Origin of the sequence: Streptomyces sp. NBC_00029 (genome assembly GCF_045160505.1) — a bacterium.
Lineage (GTDB): Bacteria > Actinomycetota > Actinomycetes > Streptomycetales > Streptomycetaceae > Streptomyces.
On the sequence record NZ_CP108292.1, the window covers coordinates 6,959,162 to 6,983,275 of the forward strand.

Consider the following 24,114-nt stretch of genomic DNA (forward strand, 5'->3'; position numbering starts at 1 on the left):
CGTGACCTGCTCAACGGTGATGGCCCCCCACAACCGATGCTCTCTGCGATTCGCGTGCTTTCGCCCCCCGGCCCGGCAGCCTGTTCCCCACAAGCAGCCGAACCCGTACCCCTTGCCGCTCCGGGCCGTCCCGGCCCGTTCCGGATTCCGGCGTCGCCGAAGCGTGCCGAATCCGGTCGGCGCCGCTCAATCTAGTCCACCGGGCCTACCCCCGGGCAGAGTTGGCGGAATCGCGTGGAGCGGGTGTTCGAGCATGCATACTGCCCGGGTGACCAGCATCGTGATACCGGCCCACAACGAAGGCCGGGTCATCGGCCGGCTCCTCGACGCGCTCCTGGCCGACACCTCGGCGGCCGGACCCGACATCGTCGTGGTGTGCAACGGCTGTACGGACGACACCGCCCGCGTGGCGGGCGCGCGCGGCGACCGCGTACGCGTGGTGGAGATCCCGACTCCCTCGAAACATCTGGCACTTCGGGCCGGCGACGAGCACGCCCGGGGCTTTCCCCGGCTCTACGTGGACGCGGACGTGGTCGTCGGGGCCGCCGACGTACGGGCCCTCGTGAGCACCCTCGACCGGAGCCCGGCCCTCCTCGCCGCGGCCCCGGGCCGGGACATCCCGCTGGCCGGCTGCGCGTGGCCGGTCCGGGCCTACTACCGGGTGTGGCAGAAGCTGCCCGCCGTCCGGGAGGGCCTGTTCGGCCGGGGGGTCATCGCCGTGTCCGAGGCCGGGCACGCGCGGATCGCCGCACTGCCCCCGCTGATGGCCGACGACCTGGCCGCGTCCCTCGCCTTCGGGCCGGGCGAGCGGCGCGTGGTCGAGGAGGCCCGGGTCGTCGTCCATCCGCCGCGCACCTGGTCCGACCTGATCAGGCGCCGGGTCCGCGCCGCGACCTCCTCCGCCGAGTTCGAGCGCTTCCAGGCGGCGGAACGGGCCGGTTCGCACGCGGGGGAGCGGGTGCCGAAGCGGGTGCCGGAGCAGGCGCCGGAGCGGGCGGCCGCGCCGTCCGCGCGCACCGGCACGGCCGATCTGCGCGCCCTGCTGCGGGCCCAGCCGGCGCTGCTGCCCGGGGTGGTGGTGTTCGTGGTGGCCGCGCTCGCCGCCCGCCGGGGGTCCCGGAAGGCGATCCGCGACCAGGACTTCTCCACCTGGCTCCGGGACGAGAGCAGCAGGCAGGGCTGAACCCGAGACGGGCGGCCGAATCCCGCTGTACGCACCACAGTTGGCCCGTACACCCATTAGGGTTCCACTCGCACGTTCGAGTGAACTCAGTCCGTCGGCACCGGGAGCTCCAGAGCATGTACCTCGCGGACCGCTCCGCGCCCGCGGGCGCGAAGCCCGCACCGGACGACCGGGGACCCGCCCGGGCTCCCGCGGTCGCCTCCACCGTCCTCGCCCTGGGCACGGTCAGCATGATCACCGACATCTCCTCCGAGATGGTCACCGCCGTCCTGCCCCTGTACCTGATCGCCGGGCTGGGCCTCAGTCCCCTCGGCTTCGGGGCGCTCGACGGCGTCTACAACGGGGTGAGCGCCCTGGTGCAGCTGACCGGCGGCCACCTGGCCGACCGGGTCCGCAACCACAAGCTGATCGCCGGCATCGGCTACGGTCTGTCGGCGCTGTGCAAACCGCTGCTGCTGTTCGCCCACAGCCTGGGCCCGATCAGCGTGATCCTCACCCTGGAACGCACCGGCAAGGGGCTGCGCACCGCACCGCGCGACGCGCTGATCTCCCTGTCCACACCACCCGAGTTACAGGGGCGCGCCTTCGGCGTGCACCGGGCCATGGACACCACCGGCGCGCTGCTCGGCCCGCTCGCCGCGTTCCTCATCCTGAGCGTCGCGGTCGACGGCTACGACGCCGTTTTCGGCGTCAGCGCCTGCGTCGCCGTGCTCGGCGTCGTGGTGCTCATGCTCTTCGTCCCGTCCGGCGGCGCAGACCCGCAGCCCCGGCCGTCCCGGCAGCCCCGCCCGCCGGGGCCCCGGCCGTCCGACGACGCCACAGCCACCGACGCCGCCACCCCCATCGTTGCCGCCGGCGCGGACCGCCCGGCCCCCGTCCGCCTGCGCGACGCACTGGGCCTGCTGCGGCTGCCCCGCCTGCGCAACCTGGCGATCTGCGCCGTCCTGCTGGGCCTGACCACCGTCAGCGACGCCTTCGTCTACCTCCTCCTGCAACGCCGCACCGGCATCGGCGACCAGTGGTTCCCGCTCCTGCCGCTGGGCACCGCCGCCGTGTTCCTGCTGCTCGCCGTGCCCGCCGGGGCCCTCGCCGACCGGATCGGCCGGCGCACGGTGTTCCTCACCGGGCACGCCCTCCTGCTGGCCGGCTACGCGCTGCTGCTGTGGGCCCCCGCCTGGCCGGCGCTGCCCTACCTCGTCCTCGCGCTGCACGGCATGTTCTACGCCGCCACCGACGGGGTGCTGCCCGCCGCCGTCGCCGCCACCGTTCCCGGGGAGCTGCGCGCCACCGGCCTCGCCCTCGTCGGCACCGGCCAGGCCCTGGCCCGCTTCGGCTGCTCGCTGGCCTTCGGCGGGGCGTGGACGCTGTGGGGCACCGGCCCGGCCCTGGCCGCCGCCGCGGCGGGCCTGCTCTGCTGCGCGGCCGTCGCCGGCTTCGTCCTGCGTCCGGCGGCCGCGCCGGACGCCGCCCACCCCGAACCGACCCGAAACCGAAGCGCGTGAGGCCCTCCAGATGACGCTGTCCAAGTCACGCCGCCTGCTCGTCCTCGCGGTGGCGGTACTGCTGCTCGGGGGCCTCGCGGCCGCCCTGGTGCTGCGCGCCGCCTCACGCGACGACACCCCCTCCGCGGACGGCCCGTCGATCGCCGCCGGGGCCGTCACGCTCACCCGGCCCGGCACCCTGACCTTCCTCAACGGCGTGCAGGGCCCGCACCGCGGCGCCCTCGCCTCGGTCCCGGCCGACGCGCCCGACTCCGGGCGGATCGCCTCCGAGCTCAACTGCCAGCGCTTCTACGCCGCCGCGGGCACCGGCGTGTGCCTGCGCTCCACGCCGGGGGCGCTCGCCCAGGACAACAAGGCGCTGATCGTCGACGCCGAACTGCGCACCCTGCGCAGCTTCCCCCTCGCGGGCACCCCCAGCCGGGCCCGGGTCTCGCCCAGCGGCCGGTTCGCCGCCTGGACCGTCTTCGTCTCCGGCGAGTCCTACGGCGCCGCCTTCTTCTCCACCCGTACCGCGATCGCGGACACCCGCACCGGGAAGCTGGAGGCGAACCTGGAGGAGTTCGCCATCTCCATGGACGGCCGGGAGTACCGCGCGCAGGACGTGAACTTCTGGGGGGTCACCTTCTCCAAGGACGACGACACCTTCTACGCCACCCTCTCCACCGCCGGCGAGACCCACCTGGTGAAGGGCTCGATCTCGGGGCGCAGCGTCACCACCCTCGCCAGGAACGTCGAATGCCCGTCGCTGTCCCCGGACGAGACGCGCATCGCGTACAAGAAGCGGGTCCGGGCCGGAGCCTCGCTCTGGCGCGAGCACGTGATGGACCTCGGGACGCTCCAGGAGCACACGCTTGCGGAGAAGCGCAGCGTGGACGACCAGGCCGCCTGGCTCGACGACCGTACGCTCGCCTACGCCCTGCCCACCGACGGCGCCGCCGACAGCACGGACCTGTGGACCGTCCCCGCCGACGGCAGCGGCGCCCCGCGGCTGCTGGCCCCGGGGGCCTCCTCCCCGGCCCGCCTGGGCTGACGCACCGCAGGCGGACCGGGGAGACGGGCCTCCTGGAGCGATCAGGCCCGGTCCGCGAAGGCCCGCACCCGTTCGACCAGTGCGGCGTTGTCGCGGATCCACCCGTAGTGCCTGCTGCCCGGGGTGCCTTCGCCGAGCACGAGTTCCCAGTGCGTCACGCGTGCGCTCGTGAGCTTGTCGCAGAGCCCCCGCACCCCTGCGGGCGGGGCCATGCCGTCGCCCCGTACGGTCACCGCCAGCACCGGCAGGTCCATCCGGGCCAGGCCGGGCTCGAAGTCCTCGGGCGAGGACGGCACGTCGTAGCGGCCCGTGCGGACCTGGGTGGCCATGTCCCGCAGCACCTGCGCGCTGTCGTTGCCCAGCACCTTGATGCGCCGGCCGGGGAAGTAGCCGTACACGGAGGCGAAGGCGGCCGCGAGGTGGAACCCCGCGAGCATCCCCAGGCTTTGCGGAAACGGCCAGCCGCGGTAGTGGCAGGACGGGGCCCCCACCAGGACCGCGCCCGCGGCCATGTGCGGCTCCCGGCCGAGGTAGAGCGTGCCGAGCTGCCCTCCGAGGCTGTGCCCCAACAGCAGGCGCGGCGCCCCCGGGAAGGCGGCCGCGACCGCCCGGAACAGCGCGGGCAGGTCGTACGCCACCATCTCGTGGTAGCCGTAGCGCACTCCGCGCCGCACGCGGACCGAGCTCGTGCCCTGCCCCCGCAACTCGCCGACGGCCACCTGGAACCCGGCCCCTGCGAGCGCTTCCGCCAGCGGGGTGTAGGAGGCGGCCCGGGTGCCCATCGCGGGCAGGCACACCACCACCGGGGCCGACGGCTCGTCGGGCCTTCGGTGGAACCGGACTTGAGCCGTGGCGCCGTCCTCGGCGCGCACGGTCTCCGTGGTCACTTCGGTGGACGACACCGCAGGCCTCCCTCGCTCCTGGTCATCCTGCGCTCTGCGCGGAGCACGTTCAACAGCCGGATCACGCCGGGCGTCCGGACCCGGCGGCTGCGGCCGCATCGCGGAGCGTGTGATGATCCCTGCCGTGACCCCCACCGGTATCGAATTCCTCGCCTCGTTCGTCAGGACCGGACGCCTGCACGGGATCGGCATCGGCTCCACCCTCGACGAGGCCGGCCGGGCCGTCCGGCACCGCTTCGTCGACGTCGTCGATGAGGGCGGCGAGTCGCTGCGCCGCGACCACGGGTTCGTCGAGCTCTACTTCAACCCCGTCCCCGGCGGCGGGTGGGTGATGTCCGGCGGATCCATCGAGCTCCACCGGCTCGCCCCCGGCCACGGCGCGGCGCAGGAATGGGCCCGGACGACGGGGGTCGGGTTCCCCCGTCACGTCGCGTGGGAGACCCTGCGCGCGGAACTCGCGCGGGTCCCCGGCACCCCGGAACTGACGGTCGGCGATCAGGGCGGCTTCCTCGAACACCGGGCGGCCGCGTCCGGCGTCTCCGTGATCGTCGTGGACGACGAGGAGGAGGAGCGGGGCTGCCACCCGGGCCACGGCGACGTGTGGAGCGTCAGCCTGTGGGGACCCGTCCCGGCGCGGTGACCGCCGGTCCGGGCGCGGCGTTCGCCCCGACGGGTAGGGGCGGCGCGCCGGATCAAGGGGGTGGCCCGTCTGGGCCGGTCGGGTGCTTGACCCGCCCCGGGCGATTGGGTGCTCCCCGATCGGGCACCTGCAGACCATGGCCTTCGAACATCCTGCGGAGAAGGGCGGTCGGGGGCGGCTCGGCCGCTTCGAGAAGCTGGCCGAGCTGGCCTCCAACTTCACCAGCTCCGCCGTCTTCTCCGTGTTCTGCGTCCTGCTGGTGGCCGCCTTCGTCGGAGCCCATCTGGCGCACGTGAGCACGAGCTGGCAGCACCTGCTCGGCGACGCGATGGGCGCGGTCGCCCTGCTGCTCCTGGCCCTGCTGAAGAATTCCGAGCGCAGGGCCGAGCACGCGATCCAGCTCAAGCTCGACGCCATCGCGGCCGCGCTCCTGGAGCAGTACGAGGGCGAGCCGGGCCGCGCGCACAGGGACCTCGCCAAGGCCATCGGGATCGAGGAGGGCGAGTAGCGGCAGCGTCCGGCCACCCCCTGGGCCCCGTCCGGCGGATCATGGCCGGGGCCACGACGTCCGGCGCGGCACCTCGCCGCGTTGCCGAAACGCCCGACAGCCGCGTTCTCGCGGATGCCGCAGGCGGTCCCGGCGGAGAAGGACGCGGCCGACGACAGAGTCTCGCTGGTGTCGGTCGACTCGACGATCGTACGAGCCCACCAGCACGCCACGGAGGGCTTTCGAGGGTGCTTCGGATCGGTCACCATGGAGGTCCGTCGGCGATCCGAGGGTGGGGATGAGCGAGAGCAGGGACGTTCTGGACGGGCAACCGGAGCAGGTCGGACCCGCGCCGTGGCTGGCGTTGGCCTGTCTGGCCGGGCTGCTTCTGGCCTACGTCGTGCTGACGAACTTCACCGGAGAGCTGCGGGCGGCGCTGTGGGGCGAGCCCGGGACCGTGACCGAAGCCGACTGCCGGACGCACGACAACACCGTGGCCAATGCGGGAACGTCGACGTCCTGCTCGGGTGCCTTCACCCCGGACGACGGCGGCTCGTCGTTCGACGTCCCCGTCGAGGGCGACATCGATGCGCAACCGGTCCGTGCGTGGCTGGTGGACGGTACGTCCGGCACCGCGTACGTCTCACCGACGGTGTGGGCGGGGGTGCTCCCGGTGGGACTGTCCCTCCTCCTGACCGGTCTCCCGGCGGCGGTGACGGTGAAGCACGTGCGCCGCGCCCACGCACAACGCCCTGGAGAGCCACTGCAAGGATCAGACCCAGAGCCGAGTGCGTGATCGACGACGACGCGCAGGAAGGGTTCGGCGCGCACGACACCCGGCTCGACATCGACAGGCCGGGCCTCTGGCCAGGGGAACGGCCCACGGCCGACGCCGGGCTCGATCGACAGGACACCTAGTAGTGCTTTGTTAACTGGTGTCGTGGGGCTGCCATGGGGTGGGTTGTCTGCAGGTGGGGCAGGTGCCGGTCCAGGTGGCGAGTAGGTGTTGGAGGAGGTCCAGGGCCTGGTAGAGGGTCAGGCCCTGGCAGGGGCTTTTGGGCAGGTCCGCTGTTCGGTGAGGAACAGGTGGGCGGCGGTGACGAGGGTGACGTGGCGGTGCCAGCCGGTGAACGAACGTCCCTCGAAGTGGTCCAGGCCCAGAGCGGTCTTCAGTTCGCGGTAGTCGTGCTCGATCCGCCACCGGGCCTTCGCCAGCCGGACCAGGTCCTTGGCGGGGATGTTCGCGGGCAGGTTCGAGATCCAGTACTTCACCGGCTCCGCCTCACCCTCGGGCCACTGCGCGATCAGCCAGACCAGCGGAATCGTCCCGTCGGCCGCCGGTTTCGGGCGGCGGCCGACGAGGCGGACCCGAAGGAGCACGAAGTGCGAGCTCATCGCGGCCTTGGAGCCTTTGCGCCAGGTCAGCGTCCGGCCACGGCTTCTTCCGGCAGCCAGCACGTGGTCGCGTAAGGAACGTGGCCGGGTGCGGTATCGGGGCAGAGGGCGGGGACCGAGCCCGCTGTAGGCGGGCTGATGCGGCTCGGCATCCTCACCGTGGGCAGTCATCTCACCCTTGACCTGCAGGACGTAGGCCAGACCCCGGTCTTCCAGGCCGTGACGGAAGTCGGCGTTCGCGCCGTAGCCGGCGTCGGCGACCAGTGCGGCGGGCCGCAGGCCGATCGCGGACAGCTCGTCGAGCATCTCCAGCGCGAGCTGCCACTTCGCGCGGTGATGTTCGCTGTCGGGGATCCGGCAGGCAGCCCGGCGTGCAGCGGCCTGGGGCCCGTCCCATGCGGCGGGCAGGAACAGCCGCCATGACAGCGGGCACGAAGCCGTGTCCGAGGCGGCGTGGACGCTGACACCGATCTGGCAGTTGCCGACCTTGCCCAACGTGCCGGAGTACTGGCGGGCCACCCCGGGCGAAGCAGTGCCGTCCTTGGGGAAACCGGTGTCGTCCACCACCCACACCTCAGGGCGGACCACAGCCACCGCCCGCCAGGCCAGTCGGGCCCGCACGTCAGCGACCGGCCAGGTCGAGGACGTCATGAACTGCTGCAACCGCTGATGGTCCACCCCGAGACGCCCGGCCATCGGCTGCATCGACTTGCGTCGGCCGTCCAGCAACAGGCCCCGCAGATACAACTGGCCCTTCTCCAGCCAGTCCCGCCGCACCAGCGGCGCGAACACCTCGGAAGCGAACTCCTCCAACCGGACCCGCACCGCCGCAAGCTCCCCAGCCCTCATACAGCCAGCGAACTACCGAACACCCGACGTGACAAGACCGGATAACAAAGCACTACTAGGTCCTGTCGTCAAAGTCCCGCCTGGCCCGCGGCGCCCGGCCCAACCGGCGCTACTTCGACGACAGGACGTAGGGCCGAGCGGACGCCGAAACTGCGCTTTCGAGTGACTCCCCGCGCGGCCTCGGCCACGGGCGCCCCGGACTCCCCGACCATCTCAGGCGGCCGGTCATGTTCCGGCCACGGGCCGCCGACCAGGCCGGGCACCGCGCACGCGCGGCTCCGGGCCGCCGCTGGGAGATCCCTTGTACGTCCTGCTCATCGCGAGCGCGTTCAACAGCCTCACGCAGCGAGTCCACGCCGAGCTGCGCGACCGCGGCCACCGCGTCGCGGTCGAACTCGCGCTGCCCGGCGCCTGCCTGGCCGACGCCGTCCGCGGTCACCGCCCCGACCTCGTGCTCGCCCCCATGCTGCGCACGGCCCTGCCCGAGGAGGTGTGGGCCGCACACACCTGCCTGATCGTCCACCCGGGACCGGTCGGCGACCGCGGCCCCTCCTCGCTCGACCGGGCCATCCAGGACGGCGAGTCCCGGTGGGGGGTGACCGTCCTGCAGGCCAACGCGGAGATGGACGCCGGCGACGTCTGGGCCTCGGCCCCCTGCCCGGTGCCGCCGGTCGGCAAGAGCGACCTCTACCGGGGTGAGATCGCGGACGCCGCGCTGGAGGCCGTCCTGCTCGCGGTGGAACGGTTCGCCTCCGGTACCTACACCCCGCAGCCCCAGGCCGAGGGCCGGGCCCGCCCGCTACTGCGCCAGGAGGAGCGCCGGATCGACTGGGAGAACGACACCACCGAGGACGTCCTGCGCGCGCTGCGCGCCGCCGACTCGCAGCCCGGCGTACGGGACGACGACCTGCTCGGCGGCGAGTGGCTCCTGTACGGCGGGCACCGCGAGGAGCAGCTGCGCGGCCGCCCCGGCGAGCTGCTGGCCACCCGGACCGGGGCGCTCTGCCGGGCCACGGCCGACGGCGCGGTCTGGATCCCGGAACTGCGCGCCCGCCGCGGGCCGGGAGGCCCGGCCGCCCCCAAACTGCCCGCCGCGCTCGCGCTCGCCGACCGGCTGCCCCCGCTTCCCGAACGTCCCGCACCGCCGCACAGCGGCCCGCACCGCCGCACCTGGTCCGACATCGGCTACCACGAGGAGGGACAGGCCGGTTTCCTGGCGTTCTCCTTCCCGGGCGGCGCCATGAGCACCGCGGACTGCCGACGCCTGCTGGACGCCTACCGGGACGCCCTCACCCGGCCCACCACCGTCCTGGTCCTGGGCGGCGGCCGCGACTTCTTCTCCAACGGCATCCACCTCGGCGTCATCGAGGCGGCCGCCGACCCGGCCGAGGAGTCCTGGGCCAACATCAACGCCATGAACGACCTGGTCGAGGCGGTGCTCACCACCACCGATCGCCTCGTGGTCAGCGCACTGGGCGGCAACGCCGCCGCCGGAGGGGCCATGCTCGCCCTCGCCGCCGACGAGGTCTGGTGCCGCTCGGGCGTCGTCCTGAACCCGCACTACCGCCTGATGGGCCTGCACGGCTCCGAGTACTGGACGTACACCCTCCCGCGCCGCGTAGGCCCGGTGCTCGCGGAGCGCCTCACCGCCGAGGCCCTCCCGCTGAGCGCCGCGGCCGCGCAGGAACTCGGACTGGCCGACCGTACGGTGCCCTGCGCGCCCGGGGACTTCACCGGCGAGACGGAGCGCCTCGCGGTCCGGCTCGCCGCCCTGCCCGCCACCGCCTCCCGGATCGCCGGGAAGAAGGCGGCGCGCGAGCGCGACGAGGCGGTCCGGCCGCTGGCCGCCCACCGCGAGGCCGAGCTGGCCCTCATGCGCCAGACCTTCTTCGACCCGGACGCCCCCTACCACGCACTGCGCCGCGCCTTCGTCCGCAAGGAGCGCCCGGCCGCCACGCCGGCCCACCTCGGCCGCGCCGCGGCCGTCCGGCCGCGCGGTGTCACTGGACTGGCCGCACCTGACGCGGCGCGCGGGCCGGACTGCTGTTAGCAAGAAAGGTGTGGACGAGGCAGGCCGCCTCCCCCTCACCCCCACCACCCCCCCTCCCCGAGGAGCCGTCCCATGGCCACAGCGACACAGGACCCGGTCGAGGACCCGCTGATCCACATTCTCTGGATCAACGCGGGTCTGAGCTGCGACGGCGACTCGGTGTCCCTGACGGCGGCGATGCAGCCGAGCATCGAAGAGATCGTGACCGGCGTGCTGCCCGGTCTGCCCAGGGTCGCCGTGCACTGGCCGCTGATCGACTTCGAATGCGGCCCGGTCGGCGGCGCCGACACCTTCATCGAGTGGTTCTTCAAGGGCGAGCGGGGCGAGATCGATCCCTTCGTCCTGGTGGTCGAGGGATCGATCCCCAACGAGAAGATCAAGCCCGAGGGCTACTGGTGCGGCTTCGGTGACGACCCGGAGACCGGCCAGCCCATCACCACCAGCGAGTGGATCGACCGCCTCGCCCCCAAGGCCCTCGCCGTCGTGGCCATCGGCACCTGCGCCACGTACGGCGGCATCCACGCGATGGAGGGCAACCCGACGGGCGCCATGGGCGTGCCCGACTACCTGGGCTGGGACTGGACCTCGAAGGCCGGCATCCCCATCGTGTGCGTGCCGGGCTGCCCGATCCAGCCCGACAACTTCTCGGAGACCCTGACCTACCTGCTCTACCAGGCGGCCGGCTCCGCGCCGATGATCCCCCTCGACGACAAGCTGCGCCCGACCTGGCTCTTCGGGGCCACCGTGCACGAGGGCTGCGACCGCGCCGGCTACTACGAGCAGGGCCAGTTCGCCGAGACGTACGACTCCCCGCTCTGCCTCGTCAAGCTCGGCTGCTGGGGTCCCGTCGTCAAGTGCAACGTCCCCAAGCGCGGCTGGATGAACGGCATCGGCGGCTGCCCCAACGTCGGCGGCATCTGCATCGCCTGCACGATGCCCGGCTTCCCCGACAAGTTCATGCCGTTCATGGACGAACCCCCCGGCGCCAAGGTCTCCACGCGGGCGAGCAGTGCGTACGGCGCGCTGATCCGCAGGCTCCGCTCGGTCACCGCCCACACCGTGGACGAGGAACCGAAGTGGAGGCAGACCGGCCGGAGCCTGACCACGGGCTACCGCCCGCCCTGGTGACGGCTCCCGGGGCACCCCGGGTCCCCAGGGTTCCGGAACCTCCGCGTTCCGGTTCCCCTGCGTTCCGGTTCCCCGGGCCCCGGGGAACCGGAACCCGCAAACGCACCACCAACTCCCGCTCCCCGCACCGAAGAAGGGTCACGGCAGAAACGATGACACCGAAGACGAAGGCGGCCGCAGACGGCAGCGGCCTGGTGGAGATGGCCTGGGATCCGATCACCCGGATCGTCGGCAGCCTCGGCATCCACACGAAGATCGACTTCAAGCAGAAGCGGGTCGCGGAGTGCTACAGCACCTCGTCGGTCTTCCGCGGCTACAGCGTCTTCATGCGCGGCAAGGACCCCCGCGACGCGCACTTCATCACCAGCCGCATCTGCGGCATCTGCGGTGACAACCACGCCACCTGCTCGGTGTACGCGCAGAACATGGCCTACGGGGTGAAGCCGCCCCACCTCGCCGAGTGGATCATCAACCTGGGCGAGTCCGCGGAGTACATGTTCGACCACAACATCTTCCAGGAGAACCTGGTCGGGGTCGACTACTGCGAGAAGATGGTCCGCGAGACCAACCCGGGCGTCCTGGAACTCGCCGAGCGCACCCCCGCCCCGCACGCCGGCGAGCACGGCTACCGGACCATCGCCGACATCATGCGCTCCCTCAACCCCATCGAGGGCGAGTTCTACCGCGAGGCGCTCCAGGTCTCCCGCTACACGCGCGAGATGTTCTGCCTGATGGAGGGCCGCCACGTGCACCCCTCCACCCTCTACCCGGGCGGCGTCGGCACCATCGCCTCCGTCCAGCTCTTCACGGACTACATGAGCCGCCTCATGCGGTACTGCGAGTTCATGAAGAAGGTCGTCCCGCTCCACGACGACCTCTTCGACTTCTTCTACGAGGCCCTGCCCGGATACGAGGAGGTCGGCCGCCGGCGCGTCCTCCTCGGCTGCTGGGGCGCCCTCAACGACCCCGAGTACTGCGACTTCACGTACGCCAACATGACCGACTGGGGACGGAAGATGTTCGTCACCCCGGGCGTGGTGGTGGACGGCAAGCTGGTCACCAACGACCTCACCGAGATCAACCTCGGCATCCGCATCCTGCTCGGCAGCTCGTACTACGACGACTGGCAGGGCCAGGAGCAGTTCGTCACCCACGACCCGCTCGGCAACCCCGTCGACCCGCGCCACCCGTGGAACCAGCACACCATCCCTGCCCCGCAGAAGCGCAACTTCGACGACAAGTACAGCTGGGTCATGTCGCCCCGCTGGTTCGACGGCAAGGACCACCTGGCCCTGGACACCGGCGGCGGCCCCATCGCCCGCCTGTGGTCCACCGCCCTGTCGGGCCTGGTCCACACCGACTACGTGCAGGCCACCGGCAACAGCGTCGTGATCACCCTGCCGCGCACGATGACCAAGCCCGAGACCCGCTTCGAGTGGAAGATCCCGAAGTGGAGCAACGCGCTGGAACGCAACCGCGCGCGCACCTACTTCCAGGCCTACGCGGCCGCCATCGCCCTGCACTGCGCCGAGAAGGGCCTCGCCGAGGTCCGCGCCGGACGCACCCAGACCTGGGAGAAGTTCGAGGTCCCGGACGAGGGGCTCGGCGTCGGCTTCACCGAGGCGGTACGGGGCGTCCTGTCGCACCACATGGTCATCCGAGACGGGAAGATCGCCAACTACCACCCCTACCCGCCGACCCCGTGGAACGCCAGCACCCGCGACACCTTCGGCACGCCCGGCCCCTACGAGGACGCCGTGCAGAACACCCCGATCTTCGAGGAGAACACCCCGGAGAACTTCAAGGGCATCGACATCATGCGCGCCGTCCGAAGCTTCGACCCCTGTCTGCCGTGCGGAGTGCACATGTACGTCGGCGGCGGCAAGACGGTCAAGACGATGCACGTGCCCACCGGTCTGAGCGGACTGGGCGGATGACGGCCGCGATCGACGGCGCCCGGGCCGGGCGCCGCGTCGAGGAGGTGCTCGACCGGCTCGCCGCCACCGGCGACCGGGCGGCGTGCACGGCTGCCGAGGAACTGGTGCGCGTCCTCATGGACTTCTACGGCGCCGGGCTCGCCCGCATCGTCGAGAAGATCGGGGCGGGCCCGCTCGAGCCCGTCTACGACGACGAACTCGTGGCGAGCCTGCTCTCCCTGCACGGGCTGCACCCCGAGGACGTGCACACCCGCATCGCCCGGGCCCTGGCCGCCCACGGCGAACCGGTGGAACTGCTCGGCTTCGACGAGAACACCGGCGTCCTGCGACTGCGCCCCGCCGCCGCCTCCACCGGCTGCGGTTGCGGCTCCGGCTCGGGCGGCCCGGACGATGCCGCACGGACCCTGGAGGACAGCCTGGCCTGCTTCGCCCCCGAGGTGACGAGCGTGGAACGGGAGCCCGCCGCGGCCCCGGCCCCCGCCCTCCTGCAGATCGGCACCCGGCCCCCGAGCCCGGCGCGGGTGCCGTGAACGGGCCCGGTCTCCTCCACGACGGCCCGCGCGCCCCGCGCGGGCTGCGCCGGTTCGCGGGCCCCCGCCCGCCCCGGCCCGAGACCTGCGAACTGTGCGGGGTCGTCGTGCCCCGCGACGGCCACCGCCATCTGGTGCAGACCGAGCAGCGCGCGCTGGTGTGCGCCTGCACCGCCTGCGCCCTGCTGTTCGACCGGCCGGGCTCGGGCACCGGACGCCTGCGGGCCGTCCCGGACCGCTACCTCACCGACCCCGGCCACCGGCTCGACGACGGCGCGTGGGAGCTCCTCCAGATCCCGGTCGGCGTCGCGTTCTTCTTCCGCAACGCCGCCCTCGACCGGCTGGTGGCCCTCTACCCGAGCCCGGCCGGAGCCACCGAGAGCGAACTCGACCCCGAGACCTGGCAGACCGCACTGGGCACCGGCCGGCTCTCCGCACTCCTCGAACCCGATGTCGAGGCGCTGCTGCTGCGCCGCTCGGAGGGCCGTACCGAGTGCTACCTGGTGCCGATCGACATCTGCTACGAGCTGGTGGGGCGGATGCGGCTGCTGTGGCAGGGCTTCGACGGCGGGGCGGAGGCACGGGCGGCGCTCAAGACCTTCTTCGAGCAGGTGGAACGACGCTCCAGGGCCCTGCCGGAGACGGCGGACACGGCGGCGACGGCGGAGGGCGGGACCCGATGACGGAATTCGCCTTCACCTGCACCGGAGTGCGCGCCGACCCGTACGCCGCCGGTCCCACCCTCGTCTTCCGGCTGCGGATCACCGCCGCCGGAGGCGCCCGCGTGCACGCCATCGCCCTGCGCTGCCAGATCCGCATCGAACCGGCCCGGCGCGGCTACGGCCCCGCCGAGGCGGAAGGGCTGGCGGACCTGTTCGGCGAGCGCTCGCGCTGGGGCCACACCCTCCAGCCCGTGCAGTTCGCCCAGGTCTCCGTGATGGTCCCGAGCTTCACCGGGGAGACGGAGACCGACCTCGTCGTGCCCTGCACCTACGACATGGACATCGCCGCGACCCGGTACTTCGAAGCCCTGGAGGAGGGCGAGGTACCCCTGCTGATGCTGTTCTCCGGCACCGCCTTCACCGGTGACGCCGGCTTCCGCGTCGAACCGGTGCCCTGGGACCGCGAAGCCGCGTACCGGATGCCCGTGCCCGTGTGGCGCGAGATGGTCGAGCAGCACTTCCCCGGCTGCGGCTGGCTCCGGCTGCCCCGCGACACCATGGACGAGCTGCTCGCCTACCGCTCCCGCCACGCGCTCGCCTCGTGGGAGGCGACCGTACGGGCCCTGCTGGACGCAGCCGCCCCGCCGCAGCCGCAGGATCCTCCGGGTCCCGTCCGGCTGGGCGCGATCCTGCCGCGCCTCACCGAGAGGGCGGCTCCGTGACCACGACGACCACCCCCAAGTCCTCCTCCCGCTTCGCGGTCGCCCGGCAGGTGGCCGACGCGGTCCTGCTGGAGGGGTACGTGCTCTACCCCTACCGCGCGTCGGCCGCCAAGAACCGGCTGCGCTGGCAGTTCGGCGTCCTCGTGCCCCCGGCCTGGGGCCGCGCGCACGACGAGCACGTCTTCCAGCAGACCGAGATCCTGATGGAACCGCGGGGCGCGGCGACCCTCGCCCTGGAACTGCGTTTCCTGCACGCGCAGCGGCGTACGGTCGAACAGGCCTCGGACGGCGGCGGCTTCACCGAGGTCGCCGAGCTGCACCTGGCCGACCGGGTCCTGGTGCCCTGGGACGAGGGGACCGAGGAACGGGTCGAGGTGACCGTGCCCGTCGCCGAGCTGCTGGGTGAGGACGGCGTCACCTTCCCCTTCAGCCGCCCCGCCCGCGTCGACACCGAGCCCGTCCTCGACGCCGACGGGCGCACGGTCGGCCGGCTGGTGCGGCGTACCGAGGAGATCGAGGGCCGGCTGCGGCTGCACGCCACCGAACTGCCCGGCGCGTACCGTGTGTTCCGGCTCCGGGCGGTGGTGGAGAACACCAGCCCCTGGACGCCGCCTCCCGGCTCCGGCCCCGTCGACCGCGAGGCCGCCCTGCCCCACTCGCTGGTCGCCGCACATCTGCTGCTCGGCCTGGACTCCGGATCCTTCCTGTCCATGACCGACCCGCCCGAGTGGGCCAGGGAGGCGGTGGCCGCCTGCGCCAACCGCCACACCTGGCCGGTGCTCGCCGGCGAACCCGGCCGCGCCGACGTGGTCCTGTCCTCCCCGATCATCCTGGAGGACCACCCGGCCATCGCCCCCGAGAGCGTGGGCGCCATGTACGACGCCACCGAGATCGACGAGATCCTCGCCCTGCGCACGGCCGCCCTGACCGAGCAGGAGAAGCGCGAGGCCCGCGGTACCGACCCCCGGGCGGCTGCCGTGATCGACCTCGCCGACTCCATGCCGCCCGAGGTACTGGAACGACTGCACGGCGCCGTCCGCGCCCTGCGGGAGGTCACCGGCCCGGAACAGCCCCCGCTGCTCACGGAACTCCCCTCCGAGGACGTGGTGTTCAGACCCGACACGCCCTGGTGGGACCCGGCCCGCGCGGACACCGCCGACCCCTCCCGCGACCGGATCACCATCGACGGCGCCTCGGTGGGCCCCGGCAGCCGGGTCCTGCTCCGCCCCGGACTCCGGCGCACCGACGCCCAGGACCTGTTCCTCCAGGGCCGCACCGCGCAGGTCGAGGCCGTTCTGCACGACGTCGACGGGGGAGTGCACCTCGCCGTCACCGTGGAGGACGACCCGGGCGCGGACATCCGCCGCGAGCAGGGCCGGTTCCTCTACTTCCAGCCCGACGAGGTCACCCCCCTGGAGGACGCGTGAACGACCGGGTCCTGATCGCCGGCATCGGCAACGTCTTCCTCGGGGACGACGGCTTCGGCGTCGAGACCGTGCGGGCCCTGGCCGCGCACCCCCTGCCCGACGGCGTCGAGGCGGTGGACTTCGGCGTCCGCGGAGTCCACCTCGCCTACCAGATCCTCGACGGCTACGACACGCTCGTGCTGGTCGACGCCACCGCACGCGGCGGCGAACCCGGCACCCTCTACCTCATCGAGGCCGACGGGAGCACGAGTACGAGTACGAGTACAAGCACGAGCACGAGCACGGGGCAGGGCGGGGCCGCCGCCGGGGCACCGGAGGCGCCCGTCCTGGACGGCCACCAGATGTCCCCCGACACCGTCCTCGCCCTGCTGGACACCCTGTGCGCCGGGACCGGTGCCACCCCTCCGCGGCGCACGCTCGTCCTCGGCTGCGAACCGGCCGGTGTCGAGGAGGGCATCGGACTGAGCGCACCGGTGGCCGCCGCCGTGCCGGAGGCCGTACGCATGGCCCTGGACCTGATCCACGGCCGGGCCGACGACGAAACCGAACGGACCCGCCGCGAACTGAGGAGAACCCCATGAAGAAGGCCGTCTTCGGAGCGGCCGCGGCCGCCGCCCTCGCCGCTGCCGTGCTGCAGATCCTCCCCGACCTCCGGCGGTACCTGCGCATGCGCCGGATGTGACACCGCCGCGGGGCACGGCCGTGGACGCGGGTGCGGACGCATCGGCGGACCTGGGCGCCCGAATGGCGTACGGGGCGTGCCGCGCACCGGCGTGCCCGACCGCCCGGACCCCGTCCCGCCGGTTCAATGAGCCCCGGCAGGACGGAGTCCGATGCACGAGATGTCGATCGCCATGGCCGTCGTGGGCCAGGTGGAAGAGGCCGCCCGGGCGGGCGGCGCACAAGCCGTCACCTCGGTACGGCTGCAGGTCGGCGAGCTGGCGGGGGTGGTGCCCGACGCGCTGGCCTTCTGCTTCGAACTGGCCTGCGCCGGAACGGTCCTCGAAGGCGCCGAACTCGTCACGGAGTCCGTGACGGCCCGCGCCCGCTGCGGGGCCTGCCCCGGCACCTGGGCCGTGGGGATGCCCCCCGAACTGTGCTGCCCCGGATGCGGCAGGGCCACCGGGGTGGAACTGCTGTCGGGCCGTGAGCTGGAGATCCTCAGCGTGTGCTGGGAAGACGGCCCCGCCGGTGCCCGTACCCGCGAACCGATTCCCGAGGAGGCCTGAACCATGTGCCGAGTGGTCGATCTGCGGCAGGCGGTGCTCGCCAAGAACGATGTCGCCGCCCAGGTCCTGCGCACCGAACTCACCGCGCGCGGTACGACGGTGGTCAACCTGCTCTCCAGCCCCGGCAGCGGGAAGACGGCGCTGCTGGAGCGCGAACTGCTCCTCGGCCGGGAGCGGGGCGTGGCCGTGGCCGCGCTGACGGCCGACCTGGCCACCGAGAACGACGCCGTGCGGCTGGCCCGTTCGGGCGTACCGGTCAAGCAGGTGCTCACCGACGGGCTGTGCCATCTGGAGGCCGCGATGCTCGGCCGGCACCTGGACGGCTGGCTGCCGGCGGACACCCGGCTGCTCTTCGTGGAGAACGTGGGCAATCTGGTCTGCCCGGCCGGCTACGACCTTGGGGAGTCGCTGCGGGTGGTGCTCGCCTCGGTGACCGAGGGCGAGGACAAGCCGCTGAAGTATCCGACCGCCTTCGGACTGGCCCAGCTGGTGGTGGTCACCAAGACCGACATCGCGCGAGCCGTCGAGTTCGACGAGGCCGCCTTCCGTGCCAACGTCGAGCAGGTCAATCCGGGTGTGGAGGTGGTGCTCACCTCGGCGCGGGCGGGTGAGGGCCTGGGCGTCCTGCTCGACCGGGCGCTGGCAGTGGGGGAGGGCACCGGCACGCACACGCCGGTGATGGCCCGCCGGCAGCACACCCACGGGCACGGTCACACCCACGGGCACGGCGACACCCATGACCACGACCACGAGCACGAGCACGAGCACGGCGAGGACCACGTCCACGACGAGGACCGCGATCACCCCCACGTCCACCCCGTCGCGCAGACGCGCTGATGGAGGCGGTGCAGCGCCGCCGGGTCACCGTCCGGGGAGTGGTCCAGGGCGTCGGCTTCCGGCCCTATGTCTACACACGCGCCACCGGGCTGGGTCTGGCCGGGCACGTCACCAACACCCCTGAGGGCGTTGTCGCGGAGGTCGAGGGCGCCCCGGCGGCGGTGTCGCGGTTCTGCGAACGGCTCGCGGCGGACGCGCCCCCGCTGGCCGTGGTCGACGCCGTCGACCACTGGGAGGTCCCCGTGGCGGGCGGCGCCGGATTCACCATCATCGCCTCCCTGACCGGCGGCCCCGCCCGGACGCTGGTCTCCCCGGACGTGGCCACCTGCGCCGACTGCCTCGCCGAACTCGCCGATCCCGCCGACCGGCGCCACCGGCACCCCTTCATCACCTGCACCCATTGCGGGCCGCGCTTCACCATCGTCACCGGGCTGCCGTACGACCGCGCCCACACCACCATGGCCGGCTTCCCCATGTGCCCCGACTGCGCCCGGGAGTACGAGGACCCGGCCGACCGCCGCTTCCACGCCCAGCCCGTCGCCTGCCCGGCCTGCGGTCCCCGGCTCAGGCTGCTGACCGGCCACCCGCCCCGCGAGCGCGCCGCGGCCGACCCGGTCGCCGGAGCCCGCAGGCTCCTGGCCGCCGGGGCGATCCTCGCCGTCAAGGGCCTGGGCGGCTACCACCTGGCCTGCGACGCGACCGACGCCGGCGCCGTGGCCGAGCTGCGCAGGCGCAAGGCGCGCGGGGATAAGCCCTTCGCCCTGATGGCCCGCAACCTTGCCGACGTCGAGCGGTTCGCGCACATCGGCCCCGCTGAACGCGAACTGCTCACGGGGGGCGCCCGGCCCATCGTGCTGCTCCGCCGCCGCGCGGGCGGGGACGGCCCGGACGGGGTCGCCCCGCGCTGTCCCGACCTCGGCGTGATGCTCCCGTACACCCCCGTCCACCACCTGCTGCTCGGGCTGCCCGGGGATCCGCCGGGCCCCCGGCTGCTCGTCATGACCAGCGGGAACCTTGCGGGGGAGCCCATCGTCACCGACGACGACGAGGCGCTGGACCGGCTGGCTGCCCTCGCCGACGGATGGCTGACCCACGACCGCCCGATCCACGTGCCGTGCGACGACTCCGTGGTGCGGGTGTGCGACGGCGAGACGCTGACGCTGAGGCGCTCGCGCGGGTACGCCCCGCTGCCGCTGACCCTGCCCTTGCCGGTCCCCGCCACCCTCGCCGCGGGCGGGGACCTCAAGAACGCCTTCTGCCTCGGCGAGGGGCGCCGGGCCTGGCTGTCCGCCCACATCGGCGACATGGACGACCTGGCCACCCAGTACGCCCTCGAAGGCGCCGAGCGGCAGCTGGAGTCCATCACCGGCGTCGTCCCCGGGCTCGTCGCCGCCGACCGGCACCCGGGCTACCGCTCCGCCCAGTGGGCGCGGCGCGCCGCCGGCGCCCGGCCCCTCGTCCGCGTCCAGCACCACCACGCGCACATCGCCTCCGCGCTGGCGGAGCACGGCCTGGACGGCGGCCGCCCGGTGATCGGCGTCGCCTTCGACGGCACCGGATACGGCGACGACGGCGCCGTGTGGGGCGGCGAGGTCCTCCTCGCCGACTACGCGGGGTACACCCGCTTCGCCCACCTCGCGTACGTCCCGCTGCCGGGCGGCGACGCGGCCGTGCACCGCCCGTACCGCATGGCGCTCTCCCATCTGCGGGCCGCCGGCATCGCGTGGACACCGGACCTGCCCTGCGCCGCTGCCTGTCCGCCGGACGAACTCCAGCTGCTGGAGCGTCAGTTGGAACGCGGGCTGAACTGCGTCCCCACCTCCAGCATGGGCCGCCTCTTCGACGCGGTCTCGTCCCTGGCCGGGATCTGCCATCGGGCCGGTTATGAGGCGCAGGCCGCGATCGAGCTGGAGGGGGCGGCGTACGGGGTGCACGTGGCCGGGACCGAAGACGGCCTCGGCCCCGACCTCGGTACCGGCTTCGGGTCCGACCTCGGCCCCGACCTCGGTACCGGCTTCGCGTCCGACCTCGGCCCCGACCTCGGTTCCGGCTACGCCTTCGGTCTGCGCGTGCCACCGGAGCCGGCCGACGGGCCGGTCACGGCCGATCCCGCTCCCGTACTGGCCGCCGTCGTGGCCGACCTGCACGCCGGGACCCGTCCGGCGCTGATCGCCGCCCGTTTCCACGCGTCCGTGGCCGCCCTCGTCGTCGCGCTCTGCGACCTCGCGCGCGAGCGGCACGGCCTGGACACCGTCGCCCTGACCGGCGGGGTCTTCGCCAACACCCTGCTCTCCTCGGCGTCCGCCCGGATGCTGCGCGCGTCCGGCTTCACCGTGCTGCGGCACGGCCGGATCCCCCCGAACGACGGCGGGCTGTCCCTCGGCCAGCTGATGGTGGCCGCCGCGCACGGCGACGCCCCCTGACACCACTGACCCCCCTGACGCCACCCACAGCAAGGAGAAGCCCATGTGCCTGGCGGTGCCCGGCAGAGTGCTCGACATCGGGGAGAAGGACGGCACCCGCATGGCCACCGTCGACTTCGGCGGTGTGCAGAAGGAGGTGTGCCTGGAGTACCTCCCGGACCTGCAGGTGGGCGAGTACGCGATTGTCCACGTGGGGTTCGCCCTCCAGCGTCTCGACGAGGAGTCGGCCAAGCAGACTCTCGAACTCTTCGCACAACTCGGCATGCTGCAGGAAGAGTTCGGCGATCCATGGGAGCAGGCGGCTGCGGCCGGCGGCGCCCCCTGGCCCTTCGCCGACGATCCCGGATCCGGATCCCCGTCCGGATCGGAGCCCGAGCTCGAACCCGGGACCGTACCCGCACCCGAACGCGTCCTCGCCGTACCGCAGGAGGAAGTCCAGCCGTGAAGTACATCGAGGAGTTCCAGGACCCCGACCTCGCCCGTCGGCTGCTCGACGACATCCACGCCACGGTGACCCGCCCCTGGGCCCTGATGGAGGTCTGCGGCGGTCAGACCCACACCATCATCCGGCACGGGATCGATCAACTGCTGCCGGATCAGGTGGAGTTGATCCACGGACCGGGATGTCCGGTGTGCGTCACCCCGCTGGAGGTCATCGACAAGGCGCTGGAGATCGCCTCGCGCCCCGATGTGATCTTCTGCTCCTTCGGGGACATGCTGCGGGTGCCCGGGACCGGCCGCGACCTCTTCCAGGTAAGGAGCGAGGGCGGCGACGTACGCGTCGTGTACTCTCCGCTCGACGCCCTGCGGATCGCCCAGGAGAACCCGAAGCGCCAGGTGGTCTTCTTCGGCATCGGCTTCGAGACCACGGCGCCGCCCAACGCGATGACCGTCCACCAGGCGAAGAAGCTGGGCATTGCCAACTTCAGCCTGCTGGTCTCCCACGTCCGGGTTCCCCCGGCGATCGAGGCGATCATGCAGTCGCCGAGCTGCCGGGTCCAGGGCTTCCTCGCCGCCGGGCACGTCTGCAGCGTGATGGGCGTGCGCGAGTACCCCGAACTGGCTGCGCGCCACCGGGTGCCGATCGTGGTGACGGGATTCGAGCCGCTGGACATCCTGGAGGGCGTGCGCCGGGCCGTGCGGCAGCTGGAGCGAGGTGAGCACACCGTCGACAACGCCTACGCGCGCGCCGTCCGCCCCGAGGGCAACCCGGCCGCCCTCGCCATGCTGGAGGACGTCTTCGAGGTAACCGACCGGGCCTGGCGGGGCATCGGCGTCATCCCCGACAGCGGCTGGCGGCTGTCGCCCCGCTACCGGGAGTTCGACGCCGAACACCGCTTCTCGGTCACCGGCATCAAGACCCTGGAGCCGGCCGAGTGCCGCAGCGGCGAGGTGCTCCAGGGGCTGCTGAAACCGCACGAGTGCGAGGCCTTCGGCACGCTCTGCACCCCGCGCAGCCCGCTCGGCGCCACCATGGTCTCCAGCGAGGGGGCCTGCGCCGCGTACTACCTCTACCGGCGCCTCGAGCTGGGTACCGTGCCCGCTGCCGCGACTGCCGCGACTGCCGCGACTGCCGCGACTGCCGCGACTGCCGCGACTGCCGCGACCGCCACCACCCCTGTGAACGCCCCGCTGGAGGCGAGCCCCGTTGTCTGACACCGCACTCGACATCACGGGCTGGACGTGCCCCGCCCCGCTGCGCGACCGCCCCCGCGTGGTGATGGGCCACGGCGGCGGAGGCGCACTCTCCGCCGAACTGGTCCAGCACCTCTTCGCCCCCGCCTTCGGCGGTGACGTGCTCGCCCAGCTCGGGGACTCCGCGGCCGTCTCGCTGGGCGGGGTCCGGCTGGCGTTCTCCACCGACTCGTACGTGGTGCGGCCGCTCTTCTTCCCGGGCGGCTCCATCGGCGAGCTCGCCGTCAACGGCACGGTCAACGACCTGGCCATGAGCGGCGCGGAAGCGGCGTACCTGTCCTGCGGGTTCATCCTGGAGGAGGGCGTCGAGATGTCGGTCGTGGCGCGCGTCGCCGAGTCCATGGGCGCTGCCGCGCGGGCCGCGGGCGTGGAGGTGGCGACCGGCGACACCAAGGTGGTGGAGTCGGGCCACGGCGACGGCATCTACATCAACACCGCGGGCATCGGGATCATCCCCGAGGGGGTGGACCTGCGACCGCAGCGCGTCGTACCGGGTGACGTCGTCATCGTCAGCGGCGAGATCGGACTCCACGGAGTCGCGATCATGAGTGTCCGCGAGGGACTCGAATTCGGCGTGGACGTCCAGAGCGACTGCGCGGCCCTCGGCGGCCTCGTACGGAGCATGCTCGCCGTCACCCCGGACCTGCACGTGCTGCGCGACCCCACCCGGGGCGGCCTGGCTGCCTCCCTGAACGAGATCGCGGCCGCCTCGGGCACCGGTGTCGTGATCCACGAGGGCCGCGTCCCGGTCCCCGCGGCCGTCGCGAACGCCTGCGCGATCCTCGGGCTGGACCCGCTCTACGTGGCCAACGAGGGCAAGCTGGTCGCCTTCGTACCGCGCGAGCACGCCGACGCCGTCCTCGACGCCATGCGCGCCCATCCCCTGGGCCGCGACGCGGCGGTGATCGGCGAGGCCGTCGACGCCCACCCGGGCCTGGTCGTGGCCCGTACCGCCCTCGGCGGCACCCGCGTGGTCGACCTGCCGATCGGGGAGCAGCTCCCGCGCATCTGCTGAACGGTGCGCAAGATGGGTGCCGGCCCCGATGCGTGGGCCGGCGGCCCGGGTGACTCTCGAAGAGGGAACACCCCCGGGTCCCTTCGCCTCCGCCCGACCGACGGAAAGGAGCGGAGACATGCCTCGATCCGACGACACGGGGCGCACCGGCCCCGAAGACCGTCCGGTACGCGGTCGGGGCCGGCGCCGGTCCGGCGCCTGGCTGGCCGTGGCCCTCGGGGTCTGGGCCGTGGTGGCCGGAGCCGCCCTGCCCAACGGGCTCGTGCTGGCGGCCGGACTGGTCGTGGCCGCACTGGCGGTGAACCGCCTGGCCGCGGCCGATCCGCGGGTCACCCGCCGGGCGAAGCCGATGACACCCCCGTTCTAGGTCGTCTCTTTCGGATCTTGCTCCCCCAGCTACCGCTGGGAGGTGCCCCCAGGCCCGCGGCGCCCGGCACCGCACCTCGCCGCGTTGTCGGAGCACCGCAGTAC

The 24,114-nt window shown here is 73.0% G+C and carries 25 protein-coding genes; 23 read left to right on the top strand and 2 right to left on the bottom strand.

Translation table 11 applies throughout. The annotated features are described in order from the left end of the window. The first annotated feature begins 268 nt into the window (after nt 1-268). The 3 genes from OG753_RS32280 to OG753_RS32290 all read left to right on the top strand — a co-directional run bounded on the left by OG753_RS32280 (nt 269) and on the right by OG753_RS32290 (nt 3,715). Entirely contained in the window at nt 269-1,183 is a 915-nt protein-coding gene (locus tag OG753_RS32280) for a glycosyltransferase (protein ID WP_405791109.1), read from the top strand. A 116-nt stretch (nt 1,184-1,299) separates the two neighbouring features. Then, nucleotides 1,300-2,685 carry an MFS transporter gene (locus OG753_RS32285; RefSeq protein WP_405791110.1) on the top strand — a complete coding sequence of 462 codons (1,386 nt, stop codon included), beginning with the start codon at nt 1,300-1,302 and terminating at the stop codon, nt 2,683-2,685. A gap of 10 nt (nt 2,686-2,695) precedes the next feature. Continuing rightward, complete coding sequence (locus OG753_RS32290) at nt 2,696-3,715, top strand: TolB family protein (RefSeq protein WP_405791111.1); 1,020 nt, start codon at nt 2,696-2,698, stop codon at nt 3,713-3,715. A gap of 41 nt (nt 3,716-3,756) precedes the next feature. On the opposite strand, the gene OG753_RS32295 is transcribed toward OG753_RS32290, so the two are convergent. Beyond that, nucleotides 3,757-4,617, bottom strand: coding sequence for an alpha/beta fold hydrolase (locus tag OG753_RS32295; protein WP_327265117.1), 861 nt, complete (start codon nt 4,615-4,617; stop codon nt 3,757-3,759). 124 nt (nt 4,618-4,741) lie between these two features. On the opposite strand from OG753_RS32295, the gene OG753_RS32300 reads away from it, so the two are divergent. The 4 genes from OG753_RS32300 to OG753_RS32315 all read left to right on the top strand — a co-directional run bounded on the left by OG753_RS32300 (nt 4,742) and on the right by OG753_RS32315 (nt 6,662). Next, nucleotides 4,742-5,257, top strand: coding sequence for a hypothetical protein (locus tag OG753_RS32300; protein ID WP_405791112.1), 516 nt, complete (start codon nt 4,742-4,744; stop codon nt 5,255-5,257). Nucleotides 5,258-5,393: 136 nt separating this feature from the next. Beyond that, the gene (locus tag OG753_RS32305; RefSeq protein WP_327265119.1) at nt 5,394-5,765 is read left to right on the top strand and encodes a low affinity iron permease family protein; all 372 of its coding nucleotides are present in this window, start codon (nt 5,394-5,396) and stop codon (nt 5,763-5,765) included. A gap of 277 nt (nt 5,766-6,042) precedes the next feature. After that, nucleotides 6,043-6,540, top strand: coding sequence for a hypothetical protein (locus tag OG753_RS32310; RefSeq protein WP_405791113.1), 498 nt, complete (start codon nt 6,043-6,045; stop codon nt 6,538-6,540). Then, on the top strand, nt 6,537-6,662 hold the full coding sequence (locus OG753_RS32315) for a hypothetical protein (RefSeq protein WP_405791114.1): 126 nt from the start codon (nt 6,537-6,539) through the stop codon (nt 6,660-6,662). The genes OG753_RS32310 and OG753_RS32315 overlap by 4 nt, the downstream gene beginning before the upstream one ends. A 117-nt stretch (nt 6,663-6,779) precedes the next feature. On the opposite strand, the gene OG753_RS32320 is transcribed toward OG753_RS32315, so the two are convergent. Next, nucleotides 6,780-7,988: an IS701 family transposase gene (locus OG753_RS32320; RefSeq protein ID WP_405787262.1), complete on the bottom strand. Its 1,209-nt coding sequence runs from the start codon at nt 7,986-7,988 to the stop codon at nt 6,780-6,782. Nucleotides 7,989-8,289: 301 nt separating this feature from the next. Here OG753_RS32320 and OG753_RS32325 point away from each other — a divergent pair, with 301 nt between their 5' ends. The 16 genes from OG753_RS32325 (at nt 8,290) to OG753_RS32400 (ending at nt 24,010) form a co-directional block, all read left to right on the top strand. Continuing rightward, nucleotides 8,290-10,038 carry an enoyl-CoA hydratase-related protein gene (locus OG753_RS32325; RefSeq protein WP_405791115.1) on the top strand — a complete coding sequence of 583 codons (1,749 nt, stop codon included), beginning with the start codon at nt 8,290-8,292 and terminating at the stop codon, nt 10,036-10,038. A 72-nt stretch (nt 10,039-10,110) separates the two neighbouring features. Next, complete coding sequence (locus OG753_RS32330; protein WP_327265123.1) at nt 10,111-11,166, top strand: hydrogenase expression protein HypE; 1,056 nt, start codon at nt 10,111-10,113, stop codon at nt 11,164-11,166. A 152-nt stretch (nt 11,167-11,318) separates the two neighbouring features. Continuing rightward, on the top strand, nt 11,319-13,103 hold the full coding sequence (locus OG753_RS32335; protein WP_033218053.1) for a nickel-dependent hydrogenase large subunit: 1,785 nt from the start codon (nt 11,319-11,321) through the stop codon (nt 13,101-13,103). Continuing rightward, nucleotides 13,100-13,633 carry a hypothetical protein gene (locus OG753_RS32340; RefSeq protein WP_327265125.1) on the top strand — a complete coding sequence of 178 codons (534 nt, stop codon included), beginning with the start codon at nt 13,100-13,102 and terminating at the stop codon, nt 13,631-13,633. The genes OG753_RS32335 and OG753_RS32340 overlap by 4 nt, the downstream gene beginning before the upstream one ends. Further along, nucleotides 13,630-14,316: a DUF5947 family protein gene (locus tag OG753_RS32345; RefSeq protein WP_327265126.1), complete on the top strand. Its 687-nt coding sequence runs from the start codon at nt 13,630-13,632 to the stop codon at nt 14,314-14,316. Before OG753_RS32340 ends, OG753_RS32345 begins: the two co-directional genes overlap by 4 nt. Beyond that, complete coding sequence (locus OG753_RS32350; RefSeq protein ID WP_327265127.1) at nt 14,313-15,017, top strand: DUF6084 family protein; 705 nt, start codon at nt 14,313-14,315, stop codon at nt 15,015-15,017. Before OG753_RS32345 ends, OG753_RS32350 begins: the two co-directional genes overlap by 4 nt. Then, nucleotides 15,014-16,444, top strand: coding sequence for a hypothetical protein (locus tag OG753_RS32355; RefSeq protein ID WP_405791116.1), 1,431 nt, complete (start codon nt 15,014-15,016; stop codon nt 16,442-16,444). Before OG753_RS32350 ends, OG753_RS32355 begins: the two co-directional genes overlap by 4 nt. After that, a complete protein-coding gene (locus tag OG753_RS32360) occupies nt 16,441-17,025 on the top strand; it encodes a hydrogenase maturation protease (RefSeq protein WP_327265129.1) in 585 nt (194 codons plus the stop codon). The genes OG753_RS32355 and OG753_RS32360 overlap by 4 nt, the downstream gene beginning before the upstream one ends. Continuing rightward, nucleotides 17,022-17,126, top strand: a complete 105-nt coding sequence (locus OG753_RS32365; protein WP_401678052.1) for a DUF6893 family small protein — start codon at nt 17,022-17,024, stop codon at nt 17,124-17,126. Before OG753_RS32360 ends, OG753_RS32365 begins: the two co-directional genes overlap by 4 nt. A gap of 151 nt (nt 17,127-17,277) precedes the next feature. Beyond that, nucleotides 17,278-17,673 (top strand): hydrogenase maturation nickel metallochaperone HypA, encoded by a 396-nt coding sequence (locus OG753_RS32370; protein WP_405791117.1) that lies wholly within the window; start codon nt 17,278-17,280, stop codon nt 17,671-17,673. A gap of 3 nt (nt 17,674-17,676) precedes the next feature. Continuing rightward, nucleotides 17,677-18,510 (top strand): hydrogenase nickel incorporation protein HypB, encoded by an 834-nt coding sequence (gene hypB / locus OG753_RS32375; protein ID WP_405791118.1) that lies wholly within the window; start codon nt 17,677-17,679, stop codon nt 18,508-18,510. Then, on the top strand, nt 18,510-20,933 hold the full coding sequence (gene hypF / locus OG753_RS32380) for a carbamoyltransferase HypF (protein WP_405791119.1): 2,424 nt from the start codon (nt 18,510-18,512) through the stop codon (nt 20,931-20,933). The genes hypB and hypF overlap by 1 nt, the downstream gene beginning before the upstream one ends. A gap of 43 nt (nt 20,934-20,976) precedes the next feature. Beyond that, a complete protein-coding gene (locus OG753_RS32385; protein ID WP_405791120.1) occupies nt 20,977-21,378 on the top strand; it encodes a HypC/HybG/HupF family hydrogenase formation chaperone in 402 nt (133 codons plus the stop codon). After that, nucleotides 21,375-22,589, top strand: a complete 1,215-nt coding sequence (hypD, locus tag OG753_RS32390; RefSeq protein ID WP_405791121.1) for a hydrogenase formation protein HypD — start codon at nt 21,375-21,377, stop codon at nt 22,587-22,589. The genes OG753_RS32385 and hypD overlap by 4 nt, the downstream gene beginning before the upstream one ends. Then, nucleotides 22,582-23,643: a hydrogenase expression/formation protein HypE gene (gene hypE, locus OG753_RS32395; protein WP_405791122.1), complete on the top strand. Its 1,062-nt coding sequence runs from the start codon at nt 22,582-22,584 to the stop codon at nt 23,641-23,643. Before hypD ends, hypE begins: the two co-directional genes overlap by 8 nt. Nucleotides 23,644-23,761: 118 nt before the next feature. Then, a complete protein-coding gene (locus OG753_RS32400) occupies nt 23,762-24,010 on the top strand; it encodes a hypothetical protein (protein ID WP_405791123.1) in 249 nt (82 codons plus the stop codon). Nucleotides 24,011-24,114 lie beyond the last annotated feature (104 nt).

Coding starts and splice junctions, on each gene's coding strand:
- OG753_RS32285 (WP_405791110.1), top strand. CDS start 1,300: ATGTACCTCGCGGACCGCTCCGCGCCCGCGGGCGCGAAGCCCGCACCG.
- OG753_RS32290 (WP_405791111.1), top strand. CDS start 2,696: ATGACGCTGTCCAAGTCACGCCGCCTGCTCGTCCTCGCGGTGGCGGTA.
- OG753_RS32305 (WP_327265119.1), top strand. CDS start 5,394: ATGGCCTTCGAACATCCTGCGGAGAAGGGCGGTCGGGGGCGGCTCGGC.
- OG753_RS32310 (WP_405791113.1), top strand. CDS start 6,043: ATGAGCGAGAGCAGGGACGTTCTGGACGGGCAACCGGAGCAGGTCGGA.
- OG753_RS32320 (WP_405787262.1), bottom strand. CDS start 7,988: ATGAGGGCTGGGGAGCTTGCGGCGGTGCGGGTCCGGTTGGAGGAGTTC.
- OG753_RS32330 (WP_327265123.1), top strand. CDS start 10,111: ATGGCCACAGCGACACAGGACCCGGTCGAGGACCCGCTGATCCACATT.
- OG753_RS32335 (WP_033218053.1), top strand. CDS start 11,319: ATGACACCGAAGACGAAGGCGGCCGCAGACGGCAGCGGCCTGGTGGAG.
- OG753_RS32340 (WP_327265125.1), top strand. CDS start 13,100: ATGACGGCCGCGATCGACGGCGCCCGGGCCGGGCGCCGCGTCGAGGAG.
- OG753_RS32350 (WP_327265127.1), top strand. CDS start 14,313: ATGACGGAATTCGCCTTCACCTGCACCGGAGTGCGCGCCGACCCGTAC.
- OG753_RS32365 (WP_401678052.1), top strand. CDS start 17,022: ATGAAGAAGGCCGTCTTCGGAGCGGCCGCGGCCGCCGCCCTCGCCGCT.
- OG753_RS32370 (WP_405791117.1), top strand. CDS start 17,278: ATGCACGAGATGTCGATCGCCATGGCCGTCGTGGGCCAGGTGGAAGAG.
- hypB (WP_405791118.1), top strand. CDS start 17,677: ATGTGCCGAGTGGTCGATCTGCGGCAGGCGGTGCTCGCCAAGAACGAT.
- hypF (WP_405791119.1), top strand. CDS start 18,510: ATGGAGGCGGTGCAGCGCCGCCGGGTCACCGTCCGGGGAGTGGTCCAG.
- OG753_RS32385 (WP_405791120.1), top strand. CDS start 20,977: ATGTGCCTGGCGGTGCCCGGCAGAGTGCTCGACATCGGGGAGAAGGAC.
- OG753_RS32400 (WP_405791123.1), top strand. CDS start 23,762: ATGCCTCGATCCGACGACACGGGGCGCACCGGCCCCGAAGACCGTCCG.